This is a genomic window from Pedobacter psychrodurus (assembly GCF_004331735.1).
Classification (GTDB): Bacteria; Bacteroidota; Bacteroidia; order Sphingobacteriales; family Sphingobacteriaceae; genus Pedobacter; species Pedobacter psychrodurus.
On the sequence record NZ_SJSO01000005.1, the window covers coordinates 322,304 to 345,696 of the forward strand.

Annotated in this window: 24 protein-coding genes; 13 read left to right on the forward strand and 11 right to left on the reverse strand. The window is 34.9% G+C overall.

Annotated features, from left to right (window positions below):
* Positions 1 to 163: 163 nt before the first annotated feature.
* Positions 164 to 1,396, forward strand: coding sequence for an ATP-binding protein (locus EZ456_RS08215; RefSeq protein WP_131529080.1), 1,233 nt, complete (start codon positions 164 to 166; stop codon positions 1,394 to 1,396).
* A gap of 185 nt (positions 1,397 to 1,581) precedes the next feature.
* On the opposite strand, the gene EZ456_RS08220 is transcribed toward EZ456_RS08215, so the two are convergent.
* On the reverse strand, positions 1,582 to 1,821 hold the full coding sequence (locus tag EZ456_RS08220; RefSeq protein WP_131529082.1) for a helix-turn-helix transcriptional regulator: 240 nt from the start codon (positions 1,819 to 1,821) through the stop codon (positions 1,582 to 1,584).
* Between the two features lie 133 nt (positions 1,822 to 1,954).
* Here EZ456_RS08220 and EZ456_RS08225 point away from each other — a divergent pair, with 133 nt between their 5' ends.
* Both EZ456_RS08225 and EZ456_RS08230 read left to right on the forward strand, forming a co-directional pair.
* On the forward strand, positions 1,955 to 2,263 hold the full coding sequence (locus EZ456_RS08225) for a hypothetical protein (RefSeq protein ID WP_131529084.1): 309 nt from the start codon (positions 1,955 to 1,957) through the stop codon (positions 2,261 to 2,263).
* A gap of 4 nt (positions 2,264 to 2,267) precedes the next feature.
* Complete coding sequence (locus EZ456_RS08230) at positions 2,268 to 3,074, forward strand: hypothetical protein (RefSeq protein ID WP_205945051.1); 807 nt, start codon at positions 2,268 to 2,270, stop codon at positions 3,072 to 3,074.
* A gap of 88 nt (positions 3,075 to 3,162) precedes the next feature.
* Here the strand turns inward: EZ456_RS08230 and EZ456_RS08235 are convergent, their stop codons facing one another.
* Positions 3,163 to 3,357 carry a helix-turn-helix transcriptional regulator gene (locus tag EZ456_RS08235; protein WP_131529088.1) on the reverse strand — a complete coding sequence of 65 codons (195 nt, stop codon included), beginning with the start codon at positions 3,355 to 3,357 and terminating at the stop codon, positions 3,163 to 3,165.
* A gap of 126 nt (positions 3,358 to 3,483) precedes the next feature.
* Here EZ456_RS08235 and EZ456_RS08240 point away from each other — a divergent pair, with 126 nt between their 5' ends.
* On the forward strand, positions 3,484 to 3,777 hold the full coding sequence (locus EZ456_RS08240) for a hypothetical protein (protein WP_131529090.1): 294 nt from the start codon (positions 3,484 to 3,486) through the stop codon (positions 3,775 to 3,777).
* Position 3,778: 1 nt separating this feature from the next.
* Positions 3,779 to 4,624: a hypothetical protein gene (locus EZ456_RS08245; RefSeq protein ID WP_131529092.1), complete on the forward strand. Its 846-nt coding sequence runs from the start codon at positions 3,779 to 3,781 to the stop codon at positions 4,622 to 4,624.
* A gap of 74 nt (positions 4,625 to 4,698) precedes the next feature.
* On the opposite strand, the gene EZ456_RS08250 is transcribed toward EZ456_RS08245, so the two are convergent.
* Positions 4,699 to 5,442 carry a DUF268 domain-containing protein gene (locus EZ456_RS08250; protein WP_131529094.1) on the reverse strand — a complete coding sequence of 248 codons (744 nt, stop codon included), beginning with the start codon at positions 5,440 to 5,442 and terminating at the stop codon, positions 4,699 to 4,701.
* 238 nt (positions 5,443 to 5,680) lie between these two features.
* Here EZ456_RS08250 and EZ456_RS08255 point away from each other — a divergent pair, with 238 nt between their 5' ends.
* Positions 5,681 to 6,772 carry an acyltransferase family protein gene (locus EZ456_RS08255; protein WP_131529096.1) on the forward strand — a complete coding sequence of 364 codons (1,092 nt, stop codon included), beginning with the start codon at positions 5,681 to 5,683 and terminating at the stop codon, positions 6,770 to 6,772.
* Here EZ456_RS08255 and EZ456_RS08260 read toward each other — a convergent pair.
* A complete protein-coding gene (locus tag EZ456_RS08260) occupies positions 6,769 to 7,776 on the reverse strand; it encodes a glycosyltransferase family 2 protein (protein WP_131529098.1) in 1,008 nt (335 codons plus the stop codon). The two genes, EZ456_RS08255 and EZ456_RS08260, sit on opposite strands and share 4 nt — an antisense overlap.
* Positions 7,773 to 8,627 carry an alpha-1,2-fucosyltransferase gene (locus EZ456_RS08265; protein WP_131529100.1) on the reverse strand — a complete coding sequence of 285 codons (855 nt, stop codon included), beginning with the start codon at positions 8,625 to 8,627 and terminating at the stop codon, positions 7,773 to 7,775. The genes EZ456_RS08260 and EZ456_RS08265 overlap by 4 nt, the downstream gene beginning before the upstream one ends.
* 82 nt (positions 8,628 to 8,709) lie before the next feature.
* On the opposite strand from EZ456_RS08265, the gene EZ456_RS08270 reads away from it, so the two are divergent.
* Entirely contained in the window at positions 8,710 to 9,654 is a 945-nt protein-coding gene (locus EZ456_RS08270) for a glycosyltransferase family 2 protein (protein WP_131529102.1), read from the forward strand.
* Between the two features lie 12 nt (positions 9,655 to 9,666).
* Here EZ456_RS08270 and EZ456_RS08275 read toward each other — a convergent pair whose 3' ends face one another.
* The 5 genes from EZ456_RS08275 to EZ456_RS08295 all read right to left on the reverse strand — a co-directional run bounded on the left by EZ456_RS08275 (position 9,667) and on the right by EZ456_RS08295 (position 15,697).
* On the reverse strand, positions 9,667 to 10,461 hold the full coding sequence (locus tag EZ456_RS08275; RefSeq protein WP_131529104.1) for a DUF5672 family protein: 795 nt from the start codon (positions 10,459 to 10,461) through the stop codon (positions 9,667 to 9,669).
* An 18-nt stretch (positions 10,462 to 10,479) separates the two neighbouring features.
* Complete coding sequence (locus tag EZ456_RS08280; RefSeq protein WP_131529106.1) at positions 10,480 to 11,643, reverse strand: glycosyltransferase; 1,164 nt, start codon at positions 11,641 to 11,643, stop codon at positions 10,480 to 10,482.
* Between the two features lie 7 nt (positions 11,644 to 11,650).
* Complete coding sequence (locus tag EZ456_RS08285; RefSeq protein WP_131529108.1) at positions 11,651 to 13,486, reverse strand: ABC transporter ATP-binding protein; 1,836 nt, start codon at positions 13,484 to 13,486, stop codon at positions 11,651 to 11,653.
* A gap of 215 nt (positions 13,487 to 13,701) precedes the next feature.
* On the reverse strand, positions 13,702 to 14,757 hold the full coding sequence (locus tag EZ456_RS08290; RefSeq protein ID WP_131529110.1) for a glycosyltransferase family 4 protein: 1,056 nt from the start codon (positions 14,755 to 14,757) through the stop codon (positions 13,702 to 13,704).
* Positions 14,758 to 14,821: 64 nt separating this feature from the next.
* Positions 14,822 to 15,697 carry a glycosyltransferase family 2 protein gene (locus EZ456_RS08295; RefSeq protein ID WP_131529112.1) on the reverse strand — a complete coding sequence of 292 codons (876 nt, stop codon included), beginning with the start codon at positions 15,695 to 15,697 and terminating at the stop codon, positions 14,822 to 14,824.
* A gap of 58 nt (positions 15,698 to 15,755) precedes the next feature.
* Here EZ456_RS08295 and meaB point away from each other — a divergent pair, with 58 nt between their 5' ends.
* A complete protein-coding gene (meaB, locus tag EZ456_RS08300) occupies positions 15,756 to 16,655 on the forward strand; it encodes a methylmalonyl Co-A mutase-associated GTPase MeaB (RefSeq protein ID WP_131529115.1) in 900 nt (299 codons plus the stop codon).
* A 50-nt stretch (positions 16,656 to 16,705) separates the two neighbouring features.
* Here the strand turns inward: meaB and EZ456_RS08305 are convergent, their stop codons facing one another.
* Positions 16,706 to 17,995, reverse strand: coding sequence for an aminopeptidase P family protein (locus EZ456_RS08305; protein WP_131529117.1), 1,290 nt, complete (start codon positions 17,993 to 17,995; stop codon positions 16,706 to 16,708).
* Positions 17,996 to 18,166: 171 nt separating this feature from the next.
* On the opposite strand from EZ456_RS08305, the gene EZ456_RS08310 reads away from it, so the two are divergent.
* From EZ456_RS08310 to recG, 5 genes are all read left to right on the forward strand, one after another.
* The gene (locus EZ456_RS08310; RefSeq protein WP_131529119.1) at positions 18,167 to 19,513 is read left to right on the forward strand and encodes an OmpA family protein; all 1,347 of its coding nucleotides are present in this window, start codon (positions 18,167 to 18,169) and stop codon (positions 19,511 to 19,513) included.
* A 97-nt stretch (positions 19,514 to 19,610) separates the two neighbouring features.
* Positions 19,611 to 19,748 (forward strand): DUF6728 family protein, encoded by a 138-nt coding sequence (locus tag EZ456_RS25720; protein WP_307533138.1) that lies wholly within the window; start codon positions 19,611 to 19,613, stop codon positions 19,746 to 19,748.
* Positions 19,749 to 19,759: 11 nt separating this feature from the next.
* Entirely contained in the window at positions 19,760 to 20,140 is a 381-nt protein-coding gene (locus EZ456_RS08315) for a RidA family protein (protein ID WP_131529121.1), read from the forward strand.
* A gap of 2 nt (positions 20,141 to 20,142) precedes the next feature.
* Complete coding sequence (locus EZ456_RS08320; RefSeq protein ID WP_131529123.1) at positions 20,143 to 21,045, forward strand: EamA family transporter; 903 nt, start codon at positions 20,143 to 20,145, stop codon at positions 21,043 to 21,045.
* Between the two features lie 6 nt (positions 21,046 to 21,051).
* Complete coding sequence (gene recG, locus EZ456_RS08325; protein WP_131529125.1) at positions 21,052 to 23,157, forward strand: ATP-dependent DNA helicase RecG; 2,106 nt, start codon at positions 21,052 to 21,054, stop codon at positions 23,155 to 23,157.
* Positions 23,158 to 23,393 lie beyond the last annotated feature (236 nt).

Genomic DNA, 23,393 nt, shown 5'->3' on the forward strand with positions numbered 1-23,393 from the left:
AAACATAGAATTAAAAGTGGCCTCAAAAAGGCCACTTTTTTTTACCCCCTCAAAATTTAACCTTAAAAATATCGGATAATACTGAGTTTGTATCTTAAAAATATCGGATAATACTGAGTTTGTATCTTAAAAATATCGATATTTGTACTTGATATTTATAATTATGGAAAGGTCAGCGGCACTAAAATCTTTAAAAGACCATTTGAATAAGCCCCAGCACACTATAGTAATAGGGCCAAGACAGATCGGGAAAACTACACTTGTTAAACAATTAGCAGAACAGCTAAACCTAGACAATGAATTGGTTTATTTTTTAACTTTTGAAGATCCTGCAGTATTAGAGGCTGTAAATAATCATGCCGAAAACATATTTAATTATACCCTTTTGCCTACAGATGTTCCAGCGGGTAAAAAGCTGTATATTATTATTGATGAAGTTCAGTATGCAAAAGACCCCAGCAATTTTTTAAAGCTTTTGTATGATAAGTATGCTCCACAATTAAAAATTATTGCAACTGGTAGCAGCGCATTTTATATTGATAAAAGCTTTAAAGATAGTTTAGCCGGTAGAAAAAAGGTATTTGAATTTTTTCCTCTAGCTTTCGACGAATTTCTGCATTTTAAGGGTGAGGACAATTTAATTGCAGAGTGGGAACAAATGAAAAAAAGGGCTACTTATCAAGGCCTCCAGCGTAACCGTATAAGTGCGCTGTTTGATGAATATTTGGTTTATGGTGGTTATCCGGCAGTAGTTTTAGCAGATACTGAACAAGAAAAGCAGGAAATGCTTAAAGAGCTTGTAAACAGTTACATGAAAAAGGATGCTTTAGAGGCAGGTATTAAGGAAGAACTTAAATTTTTTCATCTTGCAAGATTATTGGCCGATCAAACTGGCAATCTGGTGAATAATCATGAGCTGGGAAATACTTTGCAGATGGCCAGCTCCACTGTAGAAAACTATATTTATTTAATGCAGAAAACTTTCATAGTACAATTGCTTTCTCCTTTTTATGGTAATGTACGGAAAGAATTAACCAAAATGCCAAAGGTTTATTTTAACGATAATGGCTTGCGTAATACACTATTAAATAACTTTTCTAAGCTGAATGATAGAGCAGACAAAGGCGAGTTGTTAGAAAATTATATATATTGTAGGTTAAGGCAGTTATATGATGCCAATGATTTACATTTTTGGCGTACTGCTGATGATAATGAAGTAGATTTTATCATAGAAAAATACTTAAACAAAGGAATAGCTTATGAGGTTAAGTATAATGATGTTCAGTTTAAACCTACCAAGTATAAGAAATTTACGGAAGCCTATACTGATTTCGATCTGAAATGTGTTTGTAAGGTAATTACAAAAGATGATTCAATAGAAGCTATTCGGTTATAGTTTTTTCTTTGAGCATTAACCTGGAAAAAAAATAACAGAGATTCTGTATCATAAATATAGAATTGTCATCCTGTCCAAAGGACTCCTTCGGAGAGCTTGTCGAAGGATCGGCTTTAAATGTCTTACAAGGCGTTTCGACAGGCTCAACGTGACAAATTCGAAATGAATTACAAATATGATACAGCCTATTTTTGTTGGAGAGAAATTATTTTGTTCTTTTTAAAAACTGATTGTATGATGATCTCGTGGATAGGTACTTCATAGAGTTCGGCGATTTTGATCAATTGCGACATCGCAAAATCTACCTCATTATTTTCCCACTTTCGATAAGCAACCCTGCTTATTCCGATTATATCAGCAACATATTGCTGTGTGTAATTGTATTTATCCCTGTACCTTCTTAAAGTAATCCCTATATCTAACATGTTGAGAAGCGCTAACGACTATGTGGTTTTATTATTTATCTATTGTATTAGTAATAAGTAAATAATGATAATAAGGAGTTATCAAAATTAATATTTTTTCTTTGTCTTTTTGTAAAAAAAACTTTAAAAGCTTATGAAAAAAAATGTTAAAATTTTGCTTAGAGCTGCAGTTCTTGCCATTACAATCGGAGTCGTTGCTCAGGGGTGTAAAAAGGATGATCAAAGCAGTTTAAATCCAGAAAAGGTTTCTGAAATCAAATCTGACAAATTTCAGAAAATTTTAAATTTTATATCTATATCATGGGGAGTACAGAAGGATAAAATAGGATACGATCCAATTAAACATGAATTTAGTTTCAATGGGATTTTATTTAACAAAGAAAAAATGGAAAGTATATACGATTCTTCTAATGAATACAAACTTAAATATGAAAAAAACTAGAACAATGAAAAAGTCAATATTTATAATTTTTGCTTTGTTAACAATTCTTTTCGTAAACAAAGTTATAGCAGGAGTTAGTATAACTCAATTTTCTATACCAGCTTCTTCTCTCAATCCACAGGGACGGCTTACAATTGCTTCCGGCCTTCCAACAACCTTTAATTTGAATTTCACTTTTATAAAGTCAGGAGATTTATATAATACTGTTAGAGCCGTTGTTATTTATAGAGAGTCGGGTCAAGCTGATTTGGAAATTTCAACTGCAGTATGGAAATATGACGGTGAATGGTCGAATAGCAATCTTATGTGGGTTAATACTGTTGCCTGTACACTACCCGCAAATAAAACAGTCGGCAATATATATTTAAAGTATGAGGTTTGGCAAGGGAGCAATACAGGCGGCTCATTTAATTCTGATACTAACTACGGAATAGGGGTAGCCTCTACTGGTCCACCAACTTCTTCTTTTGAGGGCTTCCTGTTTGTTAATACTGGTACGGACCCAATATATTTGGTTTTGGACGGTAAAAGAAGACATATACAGACGATGGACACATTTCTTGGTATTTTTGTTAGAAATGCAAATACAGTACTTTATAATCCTACCTCAAACATACCCTTAGGTTTGCCTATCGGACCTGATACTAGTATTATCTGGGATTCAATAAATGGCAAATGTTATTTTAGAGAAGGTAATATTATAAGACACATTACTAGCCCTGAAGTTGCAAGTAGATATCAATTTCAGTTGAAAAATATACAAAATATAAATGGTACAAGCGGTTATCTTATTGGTTCGCCAATGCTTTAGTATCCGTTTTTAACGAAATAGATTAGGCATCAAGTAATAATGATGCCTTTTTATTGAAAAGAATTATTTTGTTCTTTTTAAAATTCGATTAGATGATGGTCTCGTGGATAGGTACTTCATAGAGTTCGGCGATTTTGATCAATTGCGACATAGCAAGATCTACCTCATTATTTTCCCACTTTCGATAAGCAACCCTGCTTATTCCGATTAGATCAGCAACATATTGCTGTGTGTAATTGTATTTATCCCTGTACCTTCTTAAAGTAATCCCTATATCTAACATGTTGAGAAGCGCTAACGACTATGTGGTTTTATTATTTATCTATTGTATTAATAATAAGTAAATAATGATAATAAGGAGTTATCAAAATTAATATTTTTTCTTTGTCTTTTTGTAAAAAAAATACTTATGAAAAAAAAGATTTGCATGCTTCTCTTAGGAAGTATTGGGCTCATATCCTTTCAAGGATGTAAGAAAGATGTTAAAACTGATGAAGCTATAGGGAAAACAGATGTAAATAATCAATCTAAAGAAAAACTTACAAAATTCTTGGCAATTACGCTAGGAACAACAGAAGGCAAGGTGATATACGTAGACAAAGATAAAGAATTTATTATTAATGGCTGGTTCCATAAGAGCTTAGAAAGTGTACAAGGTCAATATGAAACAGCAAATGAATATAAGGCTAATTACGAAAAATAATATGAAAAAATATATTTTTATTTTAGCTTTCATAGTGTTAGCTCTAAAATCAAATGCACAAATTCAGTTTGTATCATTTAACATTGATCCACAGTTTGTAGAAAACAGTGGATTAAAAGTTCCTAATATTCACTTACCTACAGGATTCAACTTTTCTTTCTCTTTTACAAGAAGTATAGCAAGCGGCGGAGGCTTTACCTCTGGTAACTGCGTGGTTTCTTTAATCTATACTGAATATCAAAGTGGGGATGGAAGTATCCAACCAGATCCATCAGAGGTTAAATTATATGAAAAAGAATTAACCTCGTCAGATTATAAAGAGGAGACTGCATTTGTTAAAGCTGACGCTATTTTTACTGGAAACAAGGTAAATGGCAAGATAGTGCTTCGTTATGTGTATACAGAATTTCCTAACCAAGTGATAACAAAGTATTCATCTACAAGGTATGGAATTAATACAAGTCCGACTCCAGATCCAACAGATACACGTATCACTAGGAACGAGGGAGATATTTTAACTTTTGCTGATGATGGCAGGATATTAATTGTGATGGATGGGAGGCTTAGACATATCCAGTCTATGGATACATATTTGGCTCTTTTTGTGAGAAGCACTGTGCCGATTAGAACTTATCTAGATGTTACAAAAAATCCAATGGGGAGTCCAATCCAACCCGGTACAAGAATTGTAGACGACCTAAGTAATGGAATGGTATATTTTAACGAAGGAAATGTTTTAAGATACATCACTAGCCCTTCAGTTGCTAGTAGATATAAATTTAATTTTAAAGGCATTCAGCATATTAATGGTACAGCAGGGTACATAATTGGCCCTCCAATTTACTAAATTCTAATACTTTATATACATAAATGTTAAGAGAGTCGCGAAATAATTCGCGACTTTTTTTAAACTCTGACTTTTTAGTCTTTTGTAAACCAAAAACACCCACAGCCATAAAACTGTTTTTTAAGTAATTCGTCTGATGGATCAAGCACTAATCCGCCATCTGCTTCATCTTCGGGAATTAATGTGAATTCTTTAAGTTCCAGATCTGAAAATAAATTTAAAACCTGATCCTTTGAATAAATGCGATGCGAATTAAAACAGATTACATCTTTTGTCCCTAGAGGAACAACGAATAACAAATTGCCACCAATTGCTAATACCCGCGTCAATTCTTTTACTGCTTTAATATCCGCATCGTAATCCAGAGGGTCTCCATAACGGCCTAGGCCAACGTGCTCTACTGTGTGCATGCATGATAACGATTCAATGGAGTCTGATTCAAATGGTAAATTCATTAGGTCGCCAGATAACGATTTTAAATTTGGTAATTCTAGTTTCGCTGGTCGATAATCATAAAATTCAACAGGTAAAATTGCTGAGAGCATAGAACAGAAATGCAGCGTAGATGAGATGTCTATATGTTTAGAAGGCTTATTGTTTATGATTATTTTGGTTGCCCAGGCAGGATGATAAACGTAGTGCCTATCAAAGCCTGTATCTGTTGTATTATCAAATAAACATGGATAAAGATTTTCTTCATCCAAAGAAAAACGTTTTTTTGATCGTTTTTCTAGGTCAAGCAATTGTTTAAATTCGGCTTTGAATTTTATATTGTGGGAATTGTCTTTAGAAAATGCTTTTCTTATTTTTTTAATCATACTAAGGCCTAATTATTCGACCGACTAAGATAACGCAATTATTTAATGAAATCTTTCAGCCTTACTTAATATTAAATGATGTAAACTTATAACGGGGGTAAAAATAATTCTTGCAGAGATCTAATACATATATTCGATATGGGTAATATTCTTTATACATGTGTGTTAAAATTTGCTTGATTTTTTATATAAGATCATTTTTTGTAGATATTCGCAGACTGTTTAAAAATGATATTCAATGGATACTGAGCCAATAAAAGTTACAACACCTAAAACAAATAATTTTTCTTTTGTCGATTCAATCAGGTGTATATCTATGATTGGGATTGTTCTTGAGCATTGCGGGGTTGTTCCGCCAAATCACTATAGCAGGCAGTTCGAAAACATTATCGAAAGTTCTATTATACAGTCTTTTAAGTTCAGCACAATAGCTTTTTTTCTAATTGGGGGCTTTTTAATCAACCATAAGTTTGATGAATACACACCTTTTCAGTATTTAAAAAACAGATTTAAGAAAACCATTAAACCATGGTTGTTCTGGATATTTATGTTAATTATGCTAAGTGTTTTAGACCGTTATATCGCCCATAGTAGAGGAAGTGAGATGGGCATGATAGGAAATAACTTTTTTCTATACTTTGTTGAAACCTTTACCCGTATCGTACTCATTAGCCCATATTGGTTTATCCTTAATTTTCTTATTTGTATTACTATTTTATTGCTATTTAAAAAGCATTTGTATAACCTTTGGTTTGGTTTGGTTTTGGCCCTTTTTTCGCTGTTTTATAGTGTAAATATTTATCAGGGCTGGATTGCCACAACCCATACTACAGCAATTTTTGGATTCGTATTTTATTTATGGCTCGGCGTTTATTTTAACGAGTATTATGATAAGATAATGAATATAATTAAGGCTACATCGTGGTTTATCATCTTGCTTTTAGCATTTGTTACCTTTTGGATAGCCGTTGGAGAATCTACTTACCTTAATAGTATTGGTATAAAAGATGCATATAATACCTTACGTTTTAGTAATATCATCTATTCTTTGGTGATGTTTGCTCTATTATTAAAAGTAGGCAGTTTAAATTGGCTCCAGCGAAATTTACGACCCAGGGAAACTACCTTCGGTATCTATCTCATCCATGTGATTATAATTGACAGAGGACTTCCCCTAATTTTTCAGCCCTTAAAGTTAAATTTTCTTGAGCTTAACATATGGCAGAATACCGCAATACTGTTAATTAGATTTTTAGTTACCTATACGCTAAGCTTTTTCCTGGCTCGAGCTATCGGAAAAACTAAAGTGAAATGGATGGTGGGGAATTAACTGATCAATCCCCTAAGCGTGATTTTAAATATTTTTCGGAATTGCTTAAAATTAAAATACGCTCCACGATACAATTCCTTTTTAAAATACCAATTTAATGCTTTAACATCTGATTTTTTTAACCGCAGTATTTCGTACCATTTATTAAATAAAAACCGATTCAATTTAGCTATATCAAATCTTTTTGATTTTGCATTTGCAACTTTCATTGCAATTAATAGTTCGAGATATCCAGCAAAGTGAGCTTCATTTAAATTATTTGTTAATAATTCTTTATGTAGATTTAAGCTACTCGTGTTAAACGACATGCCTAAGTTATCTTGAATATTTTTAAGAACTTCGAGTTCGTTTTTTCCCTGATCCTCCGATCTTTTGATCGTTATATTTTCGCCATGTATCCTATATTTAACTAAAAACGCATTAATATTTGCTACTTTATATTTTTCTGAAATCCGTGTAAAAAGGTCGAAATCTTCAGCTAATGCAAAATCTCTATAGCCGTTAAGCGCTTTAAAGATTTCCGTTTTAAACATGGTACTTGAATTTATGAAAGAATTGGCAAATAACATACGCATGTTTATCGAATCATCAGTTGGCACAATTATTTTTTTATCAGCCTCTATTCCATTTTCATTTATAATTGTACCATGCCCTCCGCATAATGCAACTTCTGGATGTGAAGAAAAAAAGTTTAACTGTAACTGAAACCTGTCAGGATAAGCGATATCATCACTATCTAAAATTGCAATGTATTCACCGTTAGCTAGTTCGAGCAATCTGTTTCTGGTAAAAGGCAGTCCTTCATTCTCATTGTTTTGTATAAACCTGATTCTGTTATCATTAAATTTTTTAACTGCTAATGCAGTATCATCAGTTGACCCATCGTCGATAATAATAAGTTCAAAATCTTTAAAAGTTTGGTTTAAAATACTAGATATAGATTCTTCTATATAGCCAGAAGCATTATAGGCAGCTATAAATGCTGTTATTTTAGGGCTTTTCATAGTTTGATCCAGTTTTTTGGACAAATATCAGTATCATCAACAGCAAGATTATTTACCCATTTCCCTGGGGCAATAACCACTTTATTACTATTGTTATTTAGCCATGCACCCCACCAACTAAAGCTGCTATTTGCAATAATATTATGCTTACAGTTGCTCATCAATTGCAGATCTATATAACTGTTTTTTCCCTTATTCAAATCAATGTAGGTTACATTCGCCAATTTAAGATTTTGTCTGCACCAGGCCATGTCATCAGAGAAGACGAAGAATTGAGCGTCTTTAATTTTTGAATTGATGTTCAATATCGCTTCCTCATAATAATCTAAATTACAAATATTGCCTAATAAGGGATCTTTTAAATAATCACCCCTTCTTACATGGATCGATACACTTTGAGTATTTGTGATTTTTTGAAGGATTGTTTCATTTTCTATGCCTACAATTTTAGGGAAAATGAAATCATGTTTTATTTGGTCTGCTATATCATGGAAATACCCCTCATTTTGCCAATAACCAAAATAATATTTATTAGTGTCGCTTAAAAAAGAGGGGTCGAACCTAAATTCCTTTTCCTCTACCCTATAGGTCTTTTTTAAATTTAAAACCCTTTTCAGTTTTCTAAATATCCATTTGGTTTGATTGGGTCTAAATAGATTTAAAATAAATTTGCTTGGTGTTCTTACGGTTAAGTTAAAAATTCTTTCCAGTTCGTAACCATTGTGTAGAGGATAGGCTTCGAACTCAGATAAATCTGCATAAATATAGATGCCCTTACTTTGTAGCGATCTGTAGAAAGAATATTGAAACATCTGATTGCCTAATCCGCCTATTATTTTTATAATGATCATATCTTGAGTTTAATCAATAAATTTCTACTTAAATCTGAGTGATCTGAAATACATACTCAGATTTAAATTAACTTTGTTATAAATGGAAAATCCTGTAGTTACTATCATTATACCCGCATATAATTATCAGGCGTTTTTACCTGAGACTTTAAATTCGGTATTGGCACAAAAATATCAAAATTTTGAACTTATTGTTGTAGATGATGGTTCGGCAGATAAAACAAAAGATGTTGTAGCTGAATTTTTAGCAAAAGATCCCAGAATAAAATATTTCTATCAATCAAATGCTGGCTTATCGGCTGCAAGAAACTTAGGGATAAAGAACGCAAATGGAGAATATATCCAGTTTTTAGACGCGGATGACCTTTTGTCCGATCTAAAATTAAGCTTGCAAGTTGAGGATATGGAAAAAGATGCTCATATAGATATCTCTTATACTATGGCGTGTTATTTTGTAGACGGCAATAAAGAAAAGCTTTATAAAAGTATAAACTTAAACCAGGATGAATGGATGTCTAAGTTGGATGCTTCTGGATATGAAGTTTTAGAAATGCTGGTGAAGCAAAATATAATGCCAGTTAATTCCGCTTTAATTAGGGCATCTTCATTGAAAAAAGTAGGCTTTTTTGATATGTTTTTGAAAAGTTTGGAAGACTGGGATTTTTGGATTTCGTGCGCATTTAAAGATTTCTATTTTTCTTTTTTGCCTGTAGAGGAGGCTTTTGCTTTAATTAGGATTCATAAAATCAGTATGAGTCAGAACAAGAAAAAGATGTCGGAGTATGAAGTAATAGTGAGGAAGAGAATTAAAAACTTAATAAAAAACTGTTCATTTATTAACTCAGGGCAAAAGAAGATGCTGGAAAAATCAAACTCGAGGCATAATAAGGTTATTTTAAGTGGATTAATTAAAGAATCAAAGCTTAGCTTAAAAGAATGTTTTAGCTTGATTAAAAACGCCGGTATATCTCAATTCCTGGCATCTTACTTAAAAGCAATGAACGATTGCAGAAAAAGTAAACCCTAACGCGATTGTAGTTTAAATAGAATATCCAAAGTCTTTAAGTATAGGCCTCCATACCTCCAGGTTTTTGTTCCATGCATGGCATCCAAAAGGCAGTGTATTGTTAGTGAGTTCGAAAGCCCGATCAACAGGCACTTCAAATGCAAAATATACGGCTTCCTTATATGAAGGTATCCTTAAAATTTTTTTCTGCCTATTTACTTCTATGCTCCAAAAAACATCTTCATTAAAGTTAGCTGCCGGATTTAAAGAATATTCTTTTATTTTTTCCTGAAAGCGTTTGGTTAAATCATAAAATAACTGTGTTCTACGCAAAGATAAACCTCCATTCCCTACTTTATACTCCCGCTGAATGTCGGTTGGAGCAAGTGTGTTTTTCTCTTTAATATCGAATTTTCGATGTATGTAGCGCAAAATGCTATTTTTTATTGCTTTGATCACATCAGGATATTTATGTCTGAGCCACGGAGCTCCTACATAATCTATGTTTTTTTGACACCAAATATGTAGATCATCTTTAAAAACAAAAGCATCTAACTGATAAATCAAGATGTATTCATAGTCTAAAAAAGCATCATAAAATTCTCCGGACAGCATTAGTCTGTTATAGCCTGCAATATCTTTAAAATACGTATCATCAAAACTGATGAAGTTATTAAATGGATACTTGGTATTTAGATTTAAAGAATTGGGTTTTACACAAAAAATTGGATGTGATTTAGAAAGAACTTTGAAACACTGCTGTAAGGATATATCCTCTAAATAGCTTATTTCTTTATAAATAGGTACAATAACGGCAACCTTTTTCATAATATGATGAGATTTAAACTACTTCAAAAATAGTTTATCAAGATTTTTATAGCAGTGTTCCTTTTCGTAATTGATGCTAAAAGCCGCCAAGGCATTTTCTGCCTGTTTTTTATATTCCGATTCATCCGTTAATAGTTTCATGATATTATTTCCGAATTCAATGGGGTCATCACTAACCAAACAGCCATTGTCGGTCTTGTTGATCAGCCCATCGATCCCACGGGTATTACAAACTATCGGTAAGCCATAAGACAACGCTTCCACTACTTTTATCTTGGTTCCAGTGCCCGTTAGCATAGGGCATAGTGCTACTTTAGCATTTTGGTAATAGATCGATAAATCTTCGGCAAAGTTTACGGTAACAATATTCGGTGCCTTTATAGAAAGATGCTGGTTTATCTGTCCAATAACGCATATCTGCACGGTGGTTGGTAATAACGGGTAAACATCCTTAAAAAACCACTTGGCAGCTTTTTGATTATGTACATTATCGCTGGCTACATATATCAGATCAAACGACTTGTCACTAGTAGCGTGAATATTTTCTGGTCTATCAAGCATCATTGGTGCTAATACAACCCTATTTTTACAAAATTGACTAAAAACGTATTGTTCTTCGACAGAAATGGCTAAAGCAATATCGAATAAAGAAATTCTTCTTATTTCTTCTTTAAAGGATTTGCCAATATTATTCTTTTTTTGAAGTTGAGCGGTTATAAAATCATGTGTATCAATTACTTTTATCGATCTTTTTGTAAGGTGATTATGCTCTACCAGCGTAGCCCAGCTGGCATAATTGATAAAGATGTAATCGTAATCGTTGTTTTTTAGAATTTTTTTGAAAGCCCTCTTAAACCTCAAGGTCACCAATTCAGGGAATTGAAGCGGAAAGAACCAACCCTTATTCTGATAAAAGAAATTGGGCAGTTTATAAAAAAGCAGGTAATAAAGTAAGTTCTTTTTAGATGGTTTTTTTTTAATTACATAAGTATTACTGGCCAAGCCCGCTTGCTCAAATGCTTTAATATCTGCCTCGTTCCATTTTCCGGTGAAATACTCGCTTACAAAATCAATTTCAAAATTTCTCGATTTAAAATAGCTTAACATGCTTAAAGCCCTGGTTCTGTTGCCCGCATTTTTTTTTAGCGGATTATCAGGCATAAAAAATAGTACTTTCTTCATCTAGATGTTAGTCGTTAAAAGCCTGCATGTCGATTAAGCGCCTATATAAACCATTTTTGTTCATTAACTCATTGTGGCTTCCGGTTTCTACTAGGCTGCCCTTATCTATCACAACAATTTTATTGGCATGTTGTATTGTACTTAAACGGTGCGCAATCACAATTGATGTGCGATTTTTCATCAGGTTATTTAAAGCATCCTGAACTAATTTTTCAGATTCTGTATCTAAGGCTGAAGTGGCCTCATCCAGCAACATGATTGGGGGGTTAGCCAATACAGCCCTTGCAATACAAACACGCTGTTTCTGGCCTCCAGAGAGTTTATTTCCTCGATCGCCAACAAAAGATTGATAACCATCTTCTGTATTCTCGATAAAATCGTGCGCATTTGCAATTTTCGCTGCGGCAACAACTTCTTCCATTGTGGCATCTGGTTTGGCAAACGCAATGTTATTAAAAATGGTATCGTTAAATAGAAAAGACTCTTGATTAACGGTTCCCATTTGTGCCCTGATGCTTTCGACAGTAAGCTCCCTATAATCGTGGCCATCAATTTTAATCGTTCCTGATTTTGGATCATGGAAACGTGGAAACAGGTCCATTAATGTGCTTTTTCCACCCCCGGATGGTCCGACAAGTGCTACTGTTTGCCCTTTTTCAATGTCGAAGGTTATCGAGTTAAGAATTTGTTTTTCCCCATAACTGAATGATATATTTTGAAGGCTGATTGTACTGTTAAAATCATCGAGAACTTTCGAATCTGGTTCATTAACCAACAACGGTTTAGTGTCTATTAGGTCTAAAACCCGCTCGCCTGCTGCAATTCCAGAATGGATTCCACTAAATGAATCTGTTAATGCTTTTGCAGGACGCATTACCTGGGAAAAAATAGCGATGTAAGCAATAAAATCTGATGCGGTTAAGGCGTTTTTATCATTATGTAATATTAATGATCCACCATACCAAACGATAATAGAAATCATTAAGACACCTAAAAATTCAGAAACTGGTGAGCCGAGTTGTTGGCGTCTAACCATTTTGCGTGTTAAGTTGGAATAGTATATATTTTCCTGGTTAAATTTGTTTTTAATTCGTTCTGTTGCATTAAAGGCCTTTATGATTTTAATCCCGCTTAATGCCTCATCTAAAAAGCCAATCATTTTTGCAAAAGATTCATGCGATTCTTTTGCCTGCTGTTTTAACCTTTTTACAATTTTACTGATAATAAATGCAGAAATTGGGATTACCAGTAACGAGAATAAGGTAAGCTTTGCTGAAATATTAAATAAAAGAATAACATATACAATTAGTGTTACAGGTTCTTTAAAAACAACCTGTAATGTATTGGTAACCGTGAATTGAACCACCTGTACATCAGATGCTACTTTAGAAATAATATCGCCTTTTCTCTCATTGTTAAAATATCCTACATGAAGATTCATCACATTGTTAAATACCCGCTTTCTAAAGTTTAGCAACGTATGGACTCTCAAATCTTCCATGTAACGCTGAGAAAAATACCTGAACAAATTGGAAAGCAATACAGAGATAACAATGATAATACAGATGTACATCAGCGTACTTTCTATAGTGTTAACCTTTATTGAATAGTTAACAAAATCCCTTAACTTGCCCAATAAGCTAAATGAGGAGGCTGCTTTATCTGTTAAGCTTGGCGTTTGGCAAGCTTGCTTGTTTGCATTTAAAAGTGTTTCGAACAGCGGCGATAACAAAGCCAAGTTAAAGGTTCCGAATAGAATAGAAAGTAAGGTTGCAATAACATAAGGTATGGCAAACTTTTCAATAGGCTTGGCAAATGATAATAAACGAAAATAAGTTTTCATTAAGTATTGTATATATAACAGAACCCAGGAAGTACCCAGTAGGAAAAAAATATAATAAGATCCGAGCAAATGTACGGTTTTTCATACATATGAATAAGATGGAGAAACCCAACAAAATTAAAATTACAATTCTTGGGTTATGGAATGGATTGAGATGCTGTTTTACGGAATGTTTCGAGTCAACCGTTGGGCTATAGAATATAGGTTAAGAACTGTTATTCCAAACATTCCTGATATAAATTCAGATACTGGTTGGCTGCAATTTCCCACGAAAATTTTTCTGCTTGGGCAATTGCTTCTTTAGCACGATTATTTTGGACGAAATCACTTATTCCTTTTTTAAATACTTCCTGCATGTGTTCCGGTTCAAAATTATCGAAGTAATAAGCCACGTCGCCGCCAACCTCTGGGAGTGAGGTGAATTTGGAGAGGAAAACAGGTTTTCCAAAGTGCATGGCTTCTATTACAGGAAGACCAAAACCTTCAGCAACTGAAGGGAATAAAAAAGCATCGCAATTTTTGTAATACCAGGCTTTATCTTCATCAGAGATTGGCCCTGTAATATGTACCCTATCTAAACAGTCATATTTTTCGGCTTCTTCTAAAATCCTTTGTTTATGAGGCGTTTCCTTGCCCGAAATAACAAGATGAAAGTCATTCCCTTTTAATAAAGCCGGAAGCAAATGAAATCCTTTCTGAACCGATAATAAGCCTATTGTAAATAAGAAAGGTTTTGGTGGAACGAAACTGGGGTTATGTTTTTCATCTGATATCAGCTTATCGGCTCCGTTATAAATTACGCTAACTTTTTCTTTTGCCTCAGGAAAATAGTGGACTACATCATTTGCTACAAATTGAGATATGCACACAATTTTATCGCACTGTGATACAAGCTTGCCAAGTTTTTTTAGATAAACCTGAATTCTGTGTGGCTTACTAAATTTTAAATGAACCTTGTTCATGTCATGAACAGTCATTATTTTCTTTGCATTTACTTTTTTTGGCCGTAATCTGCAGGTCTGATCAGAGAGATGAACAACTTCGAAATCGTTTTTTTTCTTAAAAAATAACCGATCTAATCTCGAGAGATAAATGATATCAACCAAGCCGTTAAAAAGATATTTTGTCTGTTTGAAAAGATAAAATTTTAATTCAAACTTTCCTTTGTTTTCCTGGATTAATGCGTCGCCTAATCCTTTTCCAAACGAAAAATAGCCGCAATTGGCATCTTTCATCGAATCAAAAGTTACTAAGACCTTAGGCTTTTCCATTAATTAAATAGTGTATTTAGAAGAAAAAAAAATTATGCAAATATAGACAGATTTAAATTGTAGACTACTTTACAATTTTATAATTCCGGTATTCAAATAAGCGCATGCCTGTTAAATCTTCAATTTTTTGCAAAACGCTCCTTCGGAAATTCATTTTTGGAGTTTCCTTGGTTAAATCTTTATCAAATTTCCAGTTTGCGGCCTCAATTCTTTCCTGCATCACTTTTGGATGGGTGCCTTTAAAATGAACCAAACGATCGGCATTGTGCATGTCATAGGTTTCTTGAACGGGATAATTCTCTTCAATCCATTCTTCTGTTTGATAAAACTGATTAAAATTCCGCACTTTACCTTGTAATCCTTTTGGTGGTTTAACCCAGCCGTAATGATAAATGTAGGCGTCGATCAATTTAACTTTAAGTTTTCTGTCGTTAATTCTGAAGCCTTGCGCATCGCGGTAAGATTTTACTCCAGGTAGATTTTTTATAACCCGAACTTCTCTTCTATACCAGCGTCTGGATTCAGCTAAATAGTCATAAGAGGCATAAAAATGTTTGTATTTTAAAAGCAGGGCTTCAACGTTGCTGTTGTTAAGCTCCAGCTCCATTTCTTTTTTTATTAAAGGAAGATAATCTTCATGTATAGCCTCGTCACCTTGAATGTAGATCATCCAATCGGTATCTTTACTTATTTCTGCTAAGGCCTTATTGGTTTCATCGGCAAAAACACGACCACCTTCTCTTATACTGTCATCCCAAACGGTATCAATGGTACTGATTTTAGGGTCGATGCTTTTAACCATTTCAGAAGTTTCGTCTGAAGAGTTTCCCAGTGACACTATAAAATCATCGCATAAAGGTAGTACAGAAAGTATCGCTTCTTTGGCAGGGTAATCGTTAACAATGGCATTTCTTAAAAAGGTAAAACCGGTAACTTTCATTATAGGGACGCTTTGTAGCTAATAATTTTTGTTTATTTGTACAAAGATAGTTTTATTGATGAATACGCATCTATCCATTTTAAGCGAAGTAAAGGCAGGGAATTACAAGGTTTTGGCAAGAACATTAACCCTTGTCGAAAATAACATTACACCGGCTGATTCGATTTTAAGAGATTTGGATAGTCGGGTTAATGTTCCGGTTTTAGGCATTACTGGCCCCCCTGGTGCAGGTAAAAGTACCTTAGTAAATGCGATAGCCAGTCATTTTGTAGTGAAAGGAATGCGCATTGCTATATTGGCAATAGATCCTACCTCCCCATTTAATTTTGGTTCTTTATTGGGTGATCGTATTCGTATGGCTGGTCAGTTTAATAATCCAAATGTTTTTATCCGTTCGTTGGCTACCCGTGGTGCTTTGGGTGGTATTTCGGCAAAAACTATCGAAATGGTTGATGTTTTAAAAGCAGCTAATTTTGATCTGATTATTGTAGAAACTGTTGGTGTTGGGCAATCGGAAGTAGAAATTGCGGGACTGGCTGACAAAACTGTTGTTGTTTTGGTTCCCGAATCTGGAGATGAGGTACAGAATATCAAATCTGGTTTGATGGAGATTGCCGATTGCTTTGTGATAAACAAGGCTGATAGAGATGGTGCAGCTATTTTTGCCAATAATTTAAAGAAAATTATTCATCAGGGCACGAAGACTATTCCAATATTAAAAACAGTGGCCGATAAAAATACGGGTATTGATGAATTATGTGCTTGGATAATCAAGCCGCTTACTTCTGATCATAACCGAAGGGCTTTTTTGTTTGCAGAGAAAGCCTGGAGACTCATTCAGCATGAGAAAATGAGGATTGTTGATAAAAAAAGGCTGCTAGAAAAAGTTCAGGCAGCCTTGAAAGAAGATGATTTTAATATTTATCGCTTCGCAGATGAATTCATCAGTAATAGTTAACCTGTAAAATGTTGAAACCCGTTAACTGAAAACGGCCAAATTAAATTGGACTAACTGTTCATGATATCCTCAATTTCTTCAGCTTCTAATGGAATATCGGCCATTAAATCTATATTTCCGCTTGCGGTGATCAGAATATTATTTTCTAAACGGATGCCTAAGCCTTCCTCTGGAATATAAATACCTGGTTCAACTGTAAGGATGTTCCCGTTAGCAAATGGAGTATATCTTCCTGCAAAGTCATGTACATCAATACCCAAGTGATGCGAATTGCCGTGCATGAAATATTTTTTATAAGCTGGCCACGCTGCGGTTTGGTTCTTCACGTCTGATGTAGAAATAAGTCCAAGATTAACCAGCTGTTCGGTCATAATTTCGCCAACTTGTTCGTGATAGGTATTCCATACGGTTCCTTCGCCAATTAATTTGATCGACTCTTTCATTACGTGCAATACTGCATTGTATACATCCTTTTGTCTTGGAGTGAACCGACCGTTAACCGGGATGGAGCGGCTCATATCTGCGTTGTAATTGGCATATTCGGCGCCAAAATCGAAAAGTATTACGTCTCCGTCTTTACATACTTGGTTATTATCGTTGTAGTGTAGGATGTTTGCATTATGGCCGGAAGCAATAATAGGAGTATAGGCATGGCCTGTTGCGCCTTGGCGGATAAATTCGTGTATAATCTCCGCTTCAATTTCATATTCTTTAACACCTGGCTTGGTGAATTTTAATACCCGAATAAATGCATCCCGGGTTATTGCTGACGCCTTTTTAGTTAATTCGATTTCAATATCTGATTTAACTGCACGTAAATTTCGCATAATGGGTGCTGAACGTTCATAATGATGCAATGGATATTTAACCCTCATTTTCTCAATGAAGCGGATATCCCGATAAGGAACTTCGTGGGCGTACCTATCATTTTCATTAGTGTTTAAATAAATATGTTCAGCATAATTAACAATGCTATGCAATATGTTGTCAAAATCGTCTAACCAGTAGATAGCTTGAATACCCGATGCCGCTTTAGCTTGCTCCTTAGTATATTTATATCCTTCCCAGACTTTAATGTAATCGTTAGTCTGTCTTAAAAACAGGACTTCTCTGTACAACGGATTAGGACAATCAGGAAATAATAATAATATTGTTTGTTCTTGATCAATTCCCGATAAATAAAATAAATCAGGATTTTGCTTAAAAACAAAGGCCTGGTCGCCACTTCTGGGAAATTCATCACTTGAATTGAATATGGCTAATGAGTTGTTTTTTAGGTGTTTAGTGAAATTATTTCTATTTAAAACAAATAATGACTGATTGATGGTAGGATATTTCATGAAAATGGTATTTTTATATGGGTAATGGCCAAATGTAATAAAATGATTAATTACTGTGAAGTTTGGAACGGAGTTTGTATAAAAGTTTGAAAATTTAAAATTTTGTTTAATTTTGCGATTACTAAAAAATTAATCAATTAAATTGTTTAACCCTTAAAAAAGAAAAAGATTATGAATTATTCTACTTTAAAGAAAAGTGTTGCACTTTCTTTAGTGGCATTAACAGGAGTTGCTTCTCTTGCTGTCGCTCAAGATGCACCTGCAACAACTTCTGCTACCAAGGTATTTGGTGGTAGAGGACAGTACAGAACTTGGTCTATCGGTGTACATGGTGGTGTTTTAATGCCAGTTGTTGCTATCGGTGGTACTAACGATTTTAACAAATGGGATGCTAACTTAGGTTACGGTTTAAACATCCGTAAACAATTAGGTCACTCATTCGGTTTAGAATTAAACGGAACTCGTGGTAAACTTTCAGGTACTAACGAAGGTATTACTAACCCTGCAGTTAGAGAATTTGAAACTGAATTACAATATGCTGTAGATTTACGTGGTGTTGTTAATTTAGGTTCTATCGATTTCTTACGTCGTGAGAACTCTGTAGGTTTCTTCTTAACAGCTGGTGCTGGTTATATGGCTTATGCACCAAAAATCATTACTGGTGCTGGTCAAACTATCGACTGGAAAGGTAAAGCTGTAGGTCCTGCTGATGACAAACATGATGCTAAAGACTACGTAAAAGGTTTCTATATTCCAGTTGGTGCTGGTGTTAAATTCAAAGTTTCAGAGCGTGTTAACTTTAACTTAGGTTACACTATGAACTTTGTTGATGCTGATAACTTAGACGGAGTTTATGCAAAAGGTCAAACTAAAGATAAATTCTCTTACGGTTATGCTGGTTTAGAGTTCTCTTTAGGTTCTTCTGCTAAACCAAGTTTAGAGTGGACTAACCCATTAGCTACTATGTATGATGAGTTAAAAGATCCAACTTTACGTCAAGAAGTTGAAGCATTGAAAAACCGTGTTTCTGCTGTTGAAAAATCTGTTGAAGATTTGAAAAAAGATACTGACGGTGACGGTGTTGCTGATCAATTCGATAAATGCCCAGGAACTCCTGCTGGTACTGCTGTTGATGGTTCAGGTTGTCCTCTTCCAAAAGTAGCTCCAGTTGATTCTGTTGCTTCGAATGTAACTGGTTTCGAGAAAATCGCTTTTGATTTCAACTCTTCAGTATTAAAAACTGAGTCTTATCCTACTTTAGATAAATTATCTTCAGTGTTACGTGAAAACGGTGGTAAAGTAACTGTAAACGGTTACGCTTCAAGCGAAGGTACTGCTGCATATAACTTGAAATTATCTAAAGACAGAGCTAATTCTGTTAAAACTTACTTAGTAAACTCTGGCGTTAACGCTAGTCAAGTTGCTACTAAAGGTAATGGTGAAGCTAATCCAATTGCTTCTAACGATACTGAAGAAGGTCGTATCCAAAACCGTCGTGTTGAAACTGCTAGAAACTAGTATTTCAATATAAGATTTAAAAAAGTCCCGATGAAAATCGGGACTTTTTTTATGCCTTTTAATTTTCTGTGTTAAGCTTTTTAGCTAAGTTTGTATTATGTACTTCTTTAGAAAAAAGGATCCCAGCAGGCCAAATAATATCAATCTGAGAATTATGCATTTTATAAATGCATTGGCCATCTTGATTTTTCTTGCAGGTATCATCTACAAGCTTATCCAGTGGCTTGCTAAATAACCCCAAATTGTATGAAACAAATTATTAAAACCACTAATGCTCCAGATCCAATTGGACCATATAGCCAAGCTGTACAAGCTGGAAACTTTTTATTCGTATCGGGCCAGGTAGCCATTAACCCCGAAAATGGGGAATTAAATATTGGTAATATTGAAGAAGAGACACATCAGGTGATGCGTAACCTTAAGGCCGTTTTGCTTGAGGCAGGTTTAACTTTCGATAACGTAGTAAAGTCTACTATCTTCTTAAGCGATATGGGCACTTTTGCTCAGGTAAACGAAGTTTATGGACAATACTTTACTGCTGATTTTCCCGCTCGTGAAACGGTTCAGGTTTCGGTATTGCCTAAAAATGTTAATGTAGAGATTTCTGTAATTGCCATTGCAGGCTAATTTTGGCAGACAGTAAAAGCAAATATTTTATAGCTGGCATTGTTCCTTACATTATCTGGGGAACAATGTCTATACCTTTACGTAATATAAAAGGTTTTCCGCCACACGAAATTTTATACTACAGAATATTTGTTTCCATTATCGTAGTTTGGGCAACCATTCTTTTATTCAGAAGAGCAGCATTAAAGAATGATTTAAATTTCTTAAAATCATTAAGCACACGCAAGAAAACAAGACTATTGCTGCTTACCGTAGTATCGTCATTTCTAATTACGGGAAACTGGTTCACCTATATTTACGCAGTAAATAGCGTGAGTTTAAAGGCCGCAGCTTTTGCTTATATGGTTTGCCCGCTGTTAACTGCACTCTGTGGTTTTATCATCTTAAAAGAACAGTTAACGAAGGGTAAAATTGTTGCGCTTATAATTGCATTTATTAGCATCATTCTATTGGCAACGGGTTCATTAATCGAAGTAATGTGGGCCGTTATCATCGCCTCTTTTTATGCCATATATGTTATTGTTCTAAAAGTAATTAAAGATGTAGATAAATTTAACTTTTTGGGCATTCAGTTGATTTTATCTGGGCTAATGATGTTGCCGCTGTATTTTCTCAATGCGGCGCCTTTTCCAACCGAAACCTTCTTTTGGTCGCATATATTTTTGATTGCAATTGTATTTACCATTATTCCACTCTTCTTAAATTCTTATGCGCTGTTGGGCATGCCTTCATCAGCCTTGGGTATTTTGATCTATCTCAATCCTATAGTTGCTTTTACCGTTGCATTTTTTTACTTTAAGGAGGAAATAGATCTGCATCAACTTTTCGCCTATTTGCTTTTGCTGCTATCGATCGTTATTTTTAATGCGCAGTTGTTAAAGAATGTTGTTTACAAAAAACATTAAAATATTTTGTTTAATTCGGTATTAGATACACCTGTTGAGTTTTTGAAAGGCGTTGGACCAAGTCGTGCTGATGTTTTGAAAAAGGATCTCGGCCTGTTCACTTATCTGGATATGCTGGCGCACTATCCGTTTAGGTATATCGACCGTACAAAATATTTCAAGATTAACCAGATCAATCCTGATTCTCAGTATGTCCAGATTATCGGGCGTGTAATCAGTAAAAAAGTAATCGGCGATAAAAGAGCAAAGCGCATTATCGCTGTTTTTAAAGATGAAACCGGAATCATGGAATTGGTTTGGTTCCAGAGCTTAAAATGGGTTGACGATAATATTACTGTAGGTACAGCTTATGTAGCTTTTGGGAAACCAACCATCTTTAACGGCACATTTAGTATTTCGCATCCGGAAATGGAACTGTACCAGCGCAAGCAGGCGGGAAGAGGGAATTTAACCCTGCAGCCGGTTTATAACTCAACAGAAAAGCTTAAAAAATTTAATCTCGATTCAAAGGGACTACAGCGTTTAATCGCAGGTTTGTTAGATCAGATTATCCCCCAGGTTCCCGAAAATTTACCACAATACATCATTGATAAGTATCAGCTGCCCGATAAAAGATTGGCCTTACTGAATATTCATTTTCCTAAAAATCAGAAGGATTTAAGCGCTGCTGAAAGACGCCTTAAATTTGAAGAATTATTCTTCATCCAGTTACAGCTTTTACACAATAAGCACTTACGCCAGTTAAAATTTAAAGGCGTAACTTTTGAAAAGGTTGGCGAAAAAGTGAACCGCTTTTATAATGAGTTTTTGCCCTTCGAGTTAACCAATGCCCAAAAACGGGTAGTTAAGGAAATTAGAATCGATACCCAACGTGGTGTTCAAATGAACCGGCTCGTTCAAGGGGACGTAGGAAGCGGTAAAACTGCCGTTGCATTGATGAGTATGCTTTTGGCAAATGATAACGGCTACCAAGCTTGTATGATGGCTCCGACCGAGATTTTGGCCCGCCAGCACTATGCTTCTATCACAGAACTTGTGACCGACGACCTGGTGCGTGTTGCCATTCTTACTGGAAATACCAAAAAGAAGGAGCGTACTGTTTTGCACGAGCAATTGGAGAATGGAGAAATCGATATTCTGATTGGAACACATGCATTGATTGAAGATAAGGTTCAGTTTAAAAATTTAGGACTGGTTGTGATCGATGAACAGCACCGTTTTGGTGTGGAGCAACGCGCTAAGCTTTGGCGGAAAAATATCATTCCACCACATATTCTAGTAATGACTGCTACGCCTATTCCGCGTACTTTGGCAATGACTTTATATGGTGATCTGGATGTTTCTATCATTGATGAACTACCTGCGGGCAGAAAACCCATAGAAACCAAACACCTGTTTGAAGGTCAGCGCCTCAGGATGTTCGGTTTTATGAAGCAGGAAATTGCCAAAGGCAGGCAGGTTTATATTGTTTATCCTTTAATTAAGGAAAGCGAAAAATTAGATCTTTTACATCTCGAAGCTGGAATTGAGCAGCTAAGTTATCAGTTTCCAAGACCCGATTACCAAATGAGTATTGTGCATGGACAAATGCCCAATGCCGATAAGCAGTTCGAAATGCAGCAGTTTATTGATGGTAAAAGCCAGATTATGGTAGCTACCACAGTAATAGAGGTGGGTGTAAATGTGCCCAATGCTTCTGTAATGGTAATTGAAAATGCCGAACGGTTTGGTCTGTCACAACTGCACCAGTTGCGCGGTAGGGTAGGCCGTGGTGCAGAGCAGTCTTTCTGTATATTAATGAGTGGTAATAAACTGAGTAAGGAAGGCAAGATTCGTTTGGAAACAATGGTAAGAACAAACAACGGCTTCGAAATATCAGAAATAGATTTACAGCTCCGTGGCCCTGGCGATATTACCGGTACACAACAAAGCGGTGTTTTAGATCTGAAGCTTGCCGACCTGGCCAAAGACCAGATTATTTTGTCTGAAGCACGTAATACGGTTATCGCACTTTTTGAAGACGATCCGCAGCTGGTTAAGCCCGAAAATGCCATCTTAAAAGCTTACCTGCAAAAATTAGAAAGAGGCATTTCTTTCGACAAAATAAGCTAATCTTATATTCAGCTTAATTTCTTTCCAATCATTTAATTTCCTTCTTCTCATATTTTGCAATAATATTTAGCGCTGTATTATTAATACTACTTTGCGTAGTTGTGTAATTGTTTTTTTACGAGTCAGCCCCTTATAATTATTATTTTACCCCCTTCTTTAAATCCCTAATATTCCTATCTTGCGTGTAACCAAATATGAAATTTAGAGTCTGCAAGTCCAACACTGAGGATTTCCAT

Coding starts and splice junctions, on each gene's coding strand:
- EZ456_RS08275 (WP_131529104.1), bottom strand. CDS start 10,461: ATGAAAAAGGTTGCCGTTATTGTACCTATTTATAAAGAAATAAGCTAT.
- EZ456_RS08215 (WP_131529080.1), top strand. CDS start 164: ATGGAAAGGTCAGCGGCACTAAAATCTTTAAAAGACCATTTGAATAAG.
- EZ456_RS25720 (WP_307533138.1), top strand. CDS start 19,611: ATGTACTTCTTTAGAAAAAAGGATCCCAGCAGGCCAAATAATATCAAT.
- EZ456_RS08295 (WP_131529112.1), bottom strand. CDS start 15,697: ATGAAAGTTACCGGTTTTACCTTTTTAAGAAATGCCATTGTTAACGAT.
- EZ456_RS08285 (WP_131529108.1), bottom strand. CDS start 13,486: ATGAAAACTTATTTTCGTTTATTATCATTTGCCAAGCCTATTGAAAAG.
- EZ456_RS08310 (WP_131529119.1), top strand. CDS start 18,167: ATGAATTATTCTACTTTAAAGAAAAGTGTTGCACTTTCTTTAGTGGCA.
- EZ456_RS08220 (WP_131529082.1), bottom strand. CDS start 1,821: ATGTTAGATATAGGGATTACTTTAAGAAGGTACAGGGATAAATACAAT.
- EZ456_RS08260 (WP_131529098.1), bottom strand. CDS start 7,776: ATGAAAAGCCCTAAAATAACAGCATTTATAGCTGCCTATAATGCTTCT.
- EZ456_RS08250 (WP_131529094.1), bottom strand. CDS start 5,442: ATGATTAAAAAAATAAGAAAAGCATTTTCTAAAGACAATTCCCACAAT.
- EZ456_RS08240 (WP_131529090.1), top strand. CDS start 3,484: ATGAAAAAAAAGATTTGCATGCTTCTCTTAGGAAGTATTGGGCTCATA.
- EZ456_RS08270 (WP_131529102.1), top strand. CDS start 8,710: ATGGAAAATCCTGTAGTTACTATCATTATACCCGCATATAATTATCAG.
- EZ456_RS08235 (WP_131529088.1), bottom strand. CDS start 3,357: ATGTTAGATATAGGGATTACTTTAAGAAGGTACAGGGATAAATACAAT.
- meaB (WP_131529115.1), top strand. CDS start 15,756: ATGAATACGCATCTATCCATTTTAAGCGAAGTAAAGGCAGGGAATTAC.
- EZ456_RS08305 (WP_131529117.1), bottom strand. CDS start 17,995: ATGAAATATCCTACCATCAATCAGTCATTATTTGTTTTAAATAGAAAT.
- EZ456_RS08245 (WP_131529092.1), top strand. CDS start 3,779: ATGAAAAAATATATTTTTATTTTAGCTTTCATAGTGTTAGCTCTAAAA.
- EZ456_RS08230 (WP_205945051.1), top strand. CDS start 2,268: ATGAAAAAGTCAATATTTATAATTTTTGCTTTGTTAACAATTCTTTTC.
- EZ456_RS08315 (WP_131529121.1), top strand. CDS start 19,760: ATGAAACAAATTATTAAAACCACTAATGCTCCAGATCCAATTGGACCA.
- EZ456_RS08265 (WP_131529100.1), bottom strand. CDS start 8,627: ATGATCATTATAAAAATAATAGGCGGATTAGGCAATCAGATGTTTCAA.
- EZ456_RS08255 (WP_131529096.1), top strand. CDS start 5,681: ATGGATACTGAGCCAATAAAAGTTACAACACCTAAAACAAATAATTTT.
- EZ456_RS08280 (WP_131529106.1), bottom strand. CDS start 11,643: ATGAAGAAAGTACTATTTTTTATGCCTGATAATCCGCTAAAAAAAAAT.
- EZ456_RS08225 (WP_131529084.1), top strand. CDS start 1,955: ATGAAAAAAAATGTTAAAATTTTGCTTAGAGCTGCAGTTCTTGCCATT.
- EZ456_RS08290 (WP_131529110.1), bottom strand. CDS start 14,757: ATGGAAAAGCCTAAGGTCTTAGTAACTTTTGATTCGATGAAAGATGCC.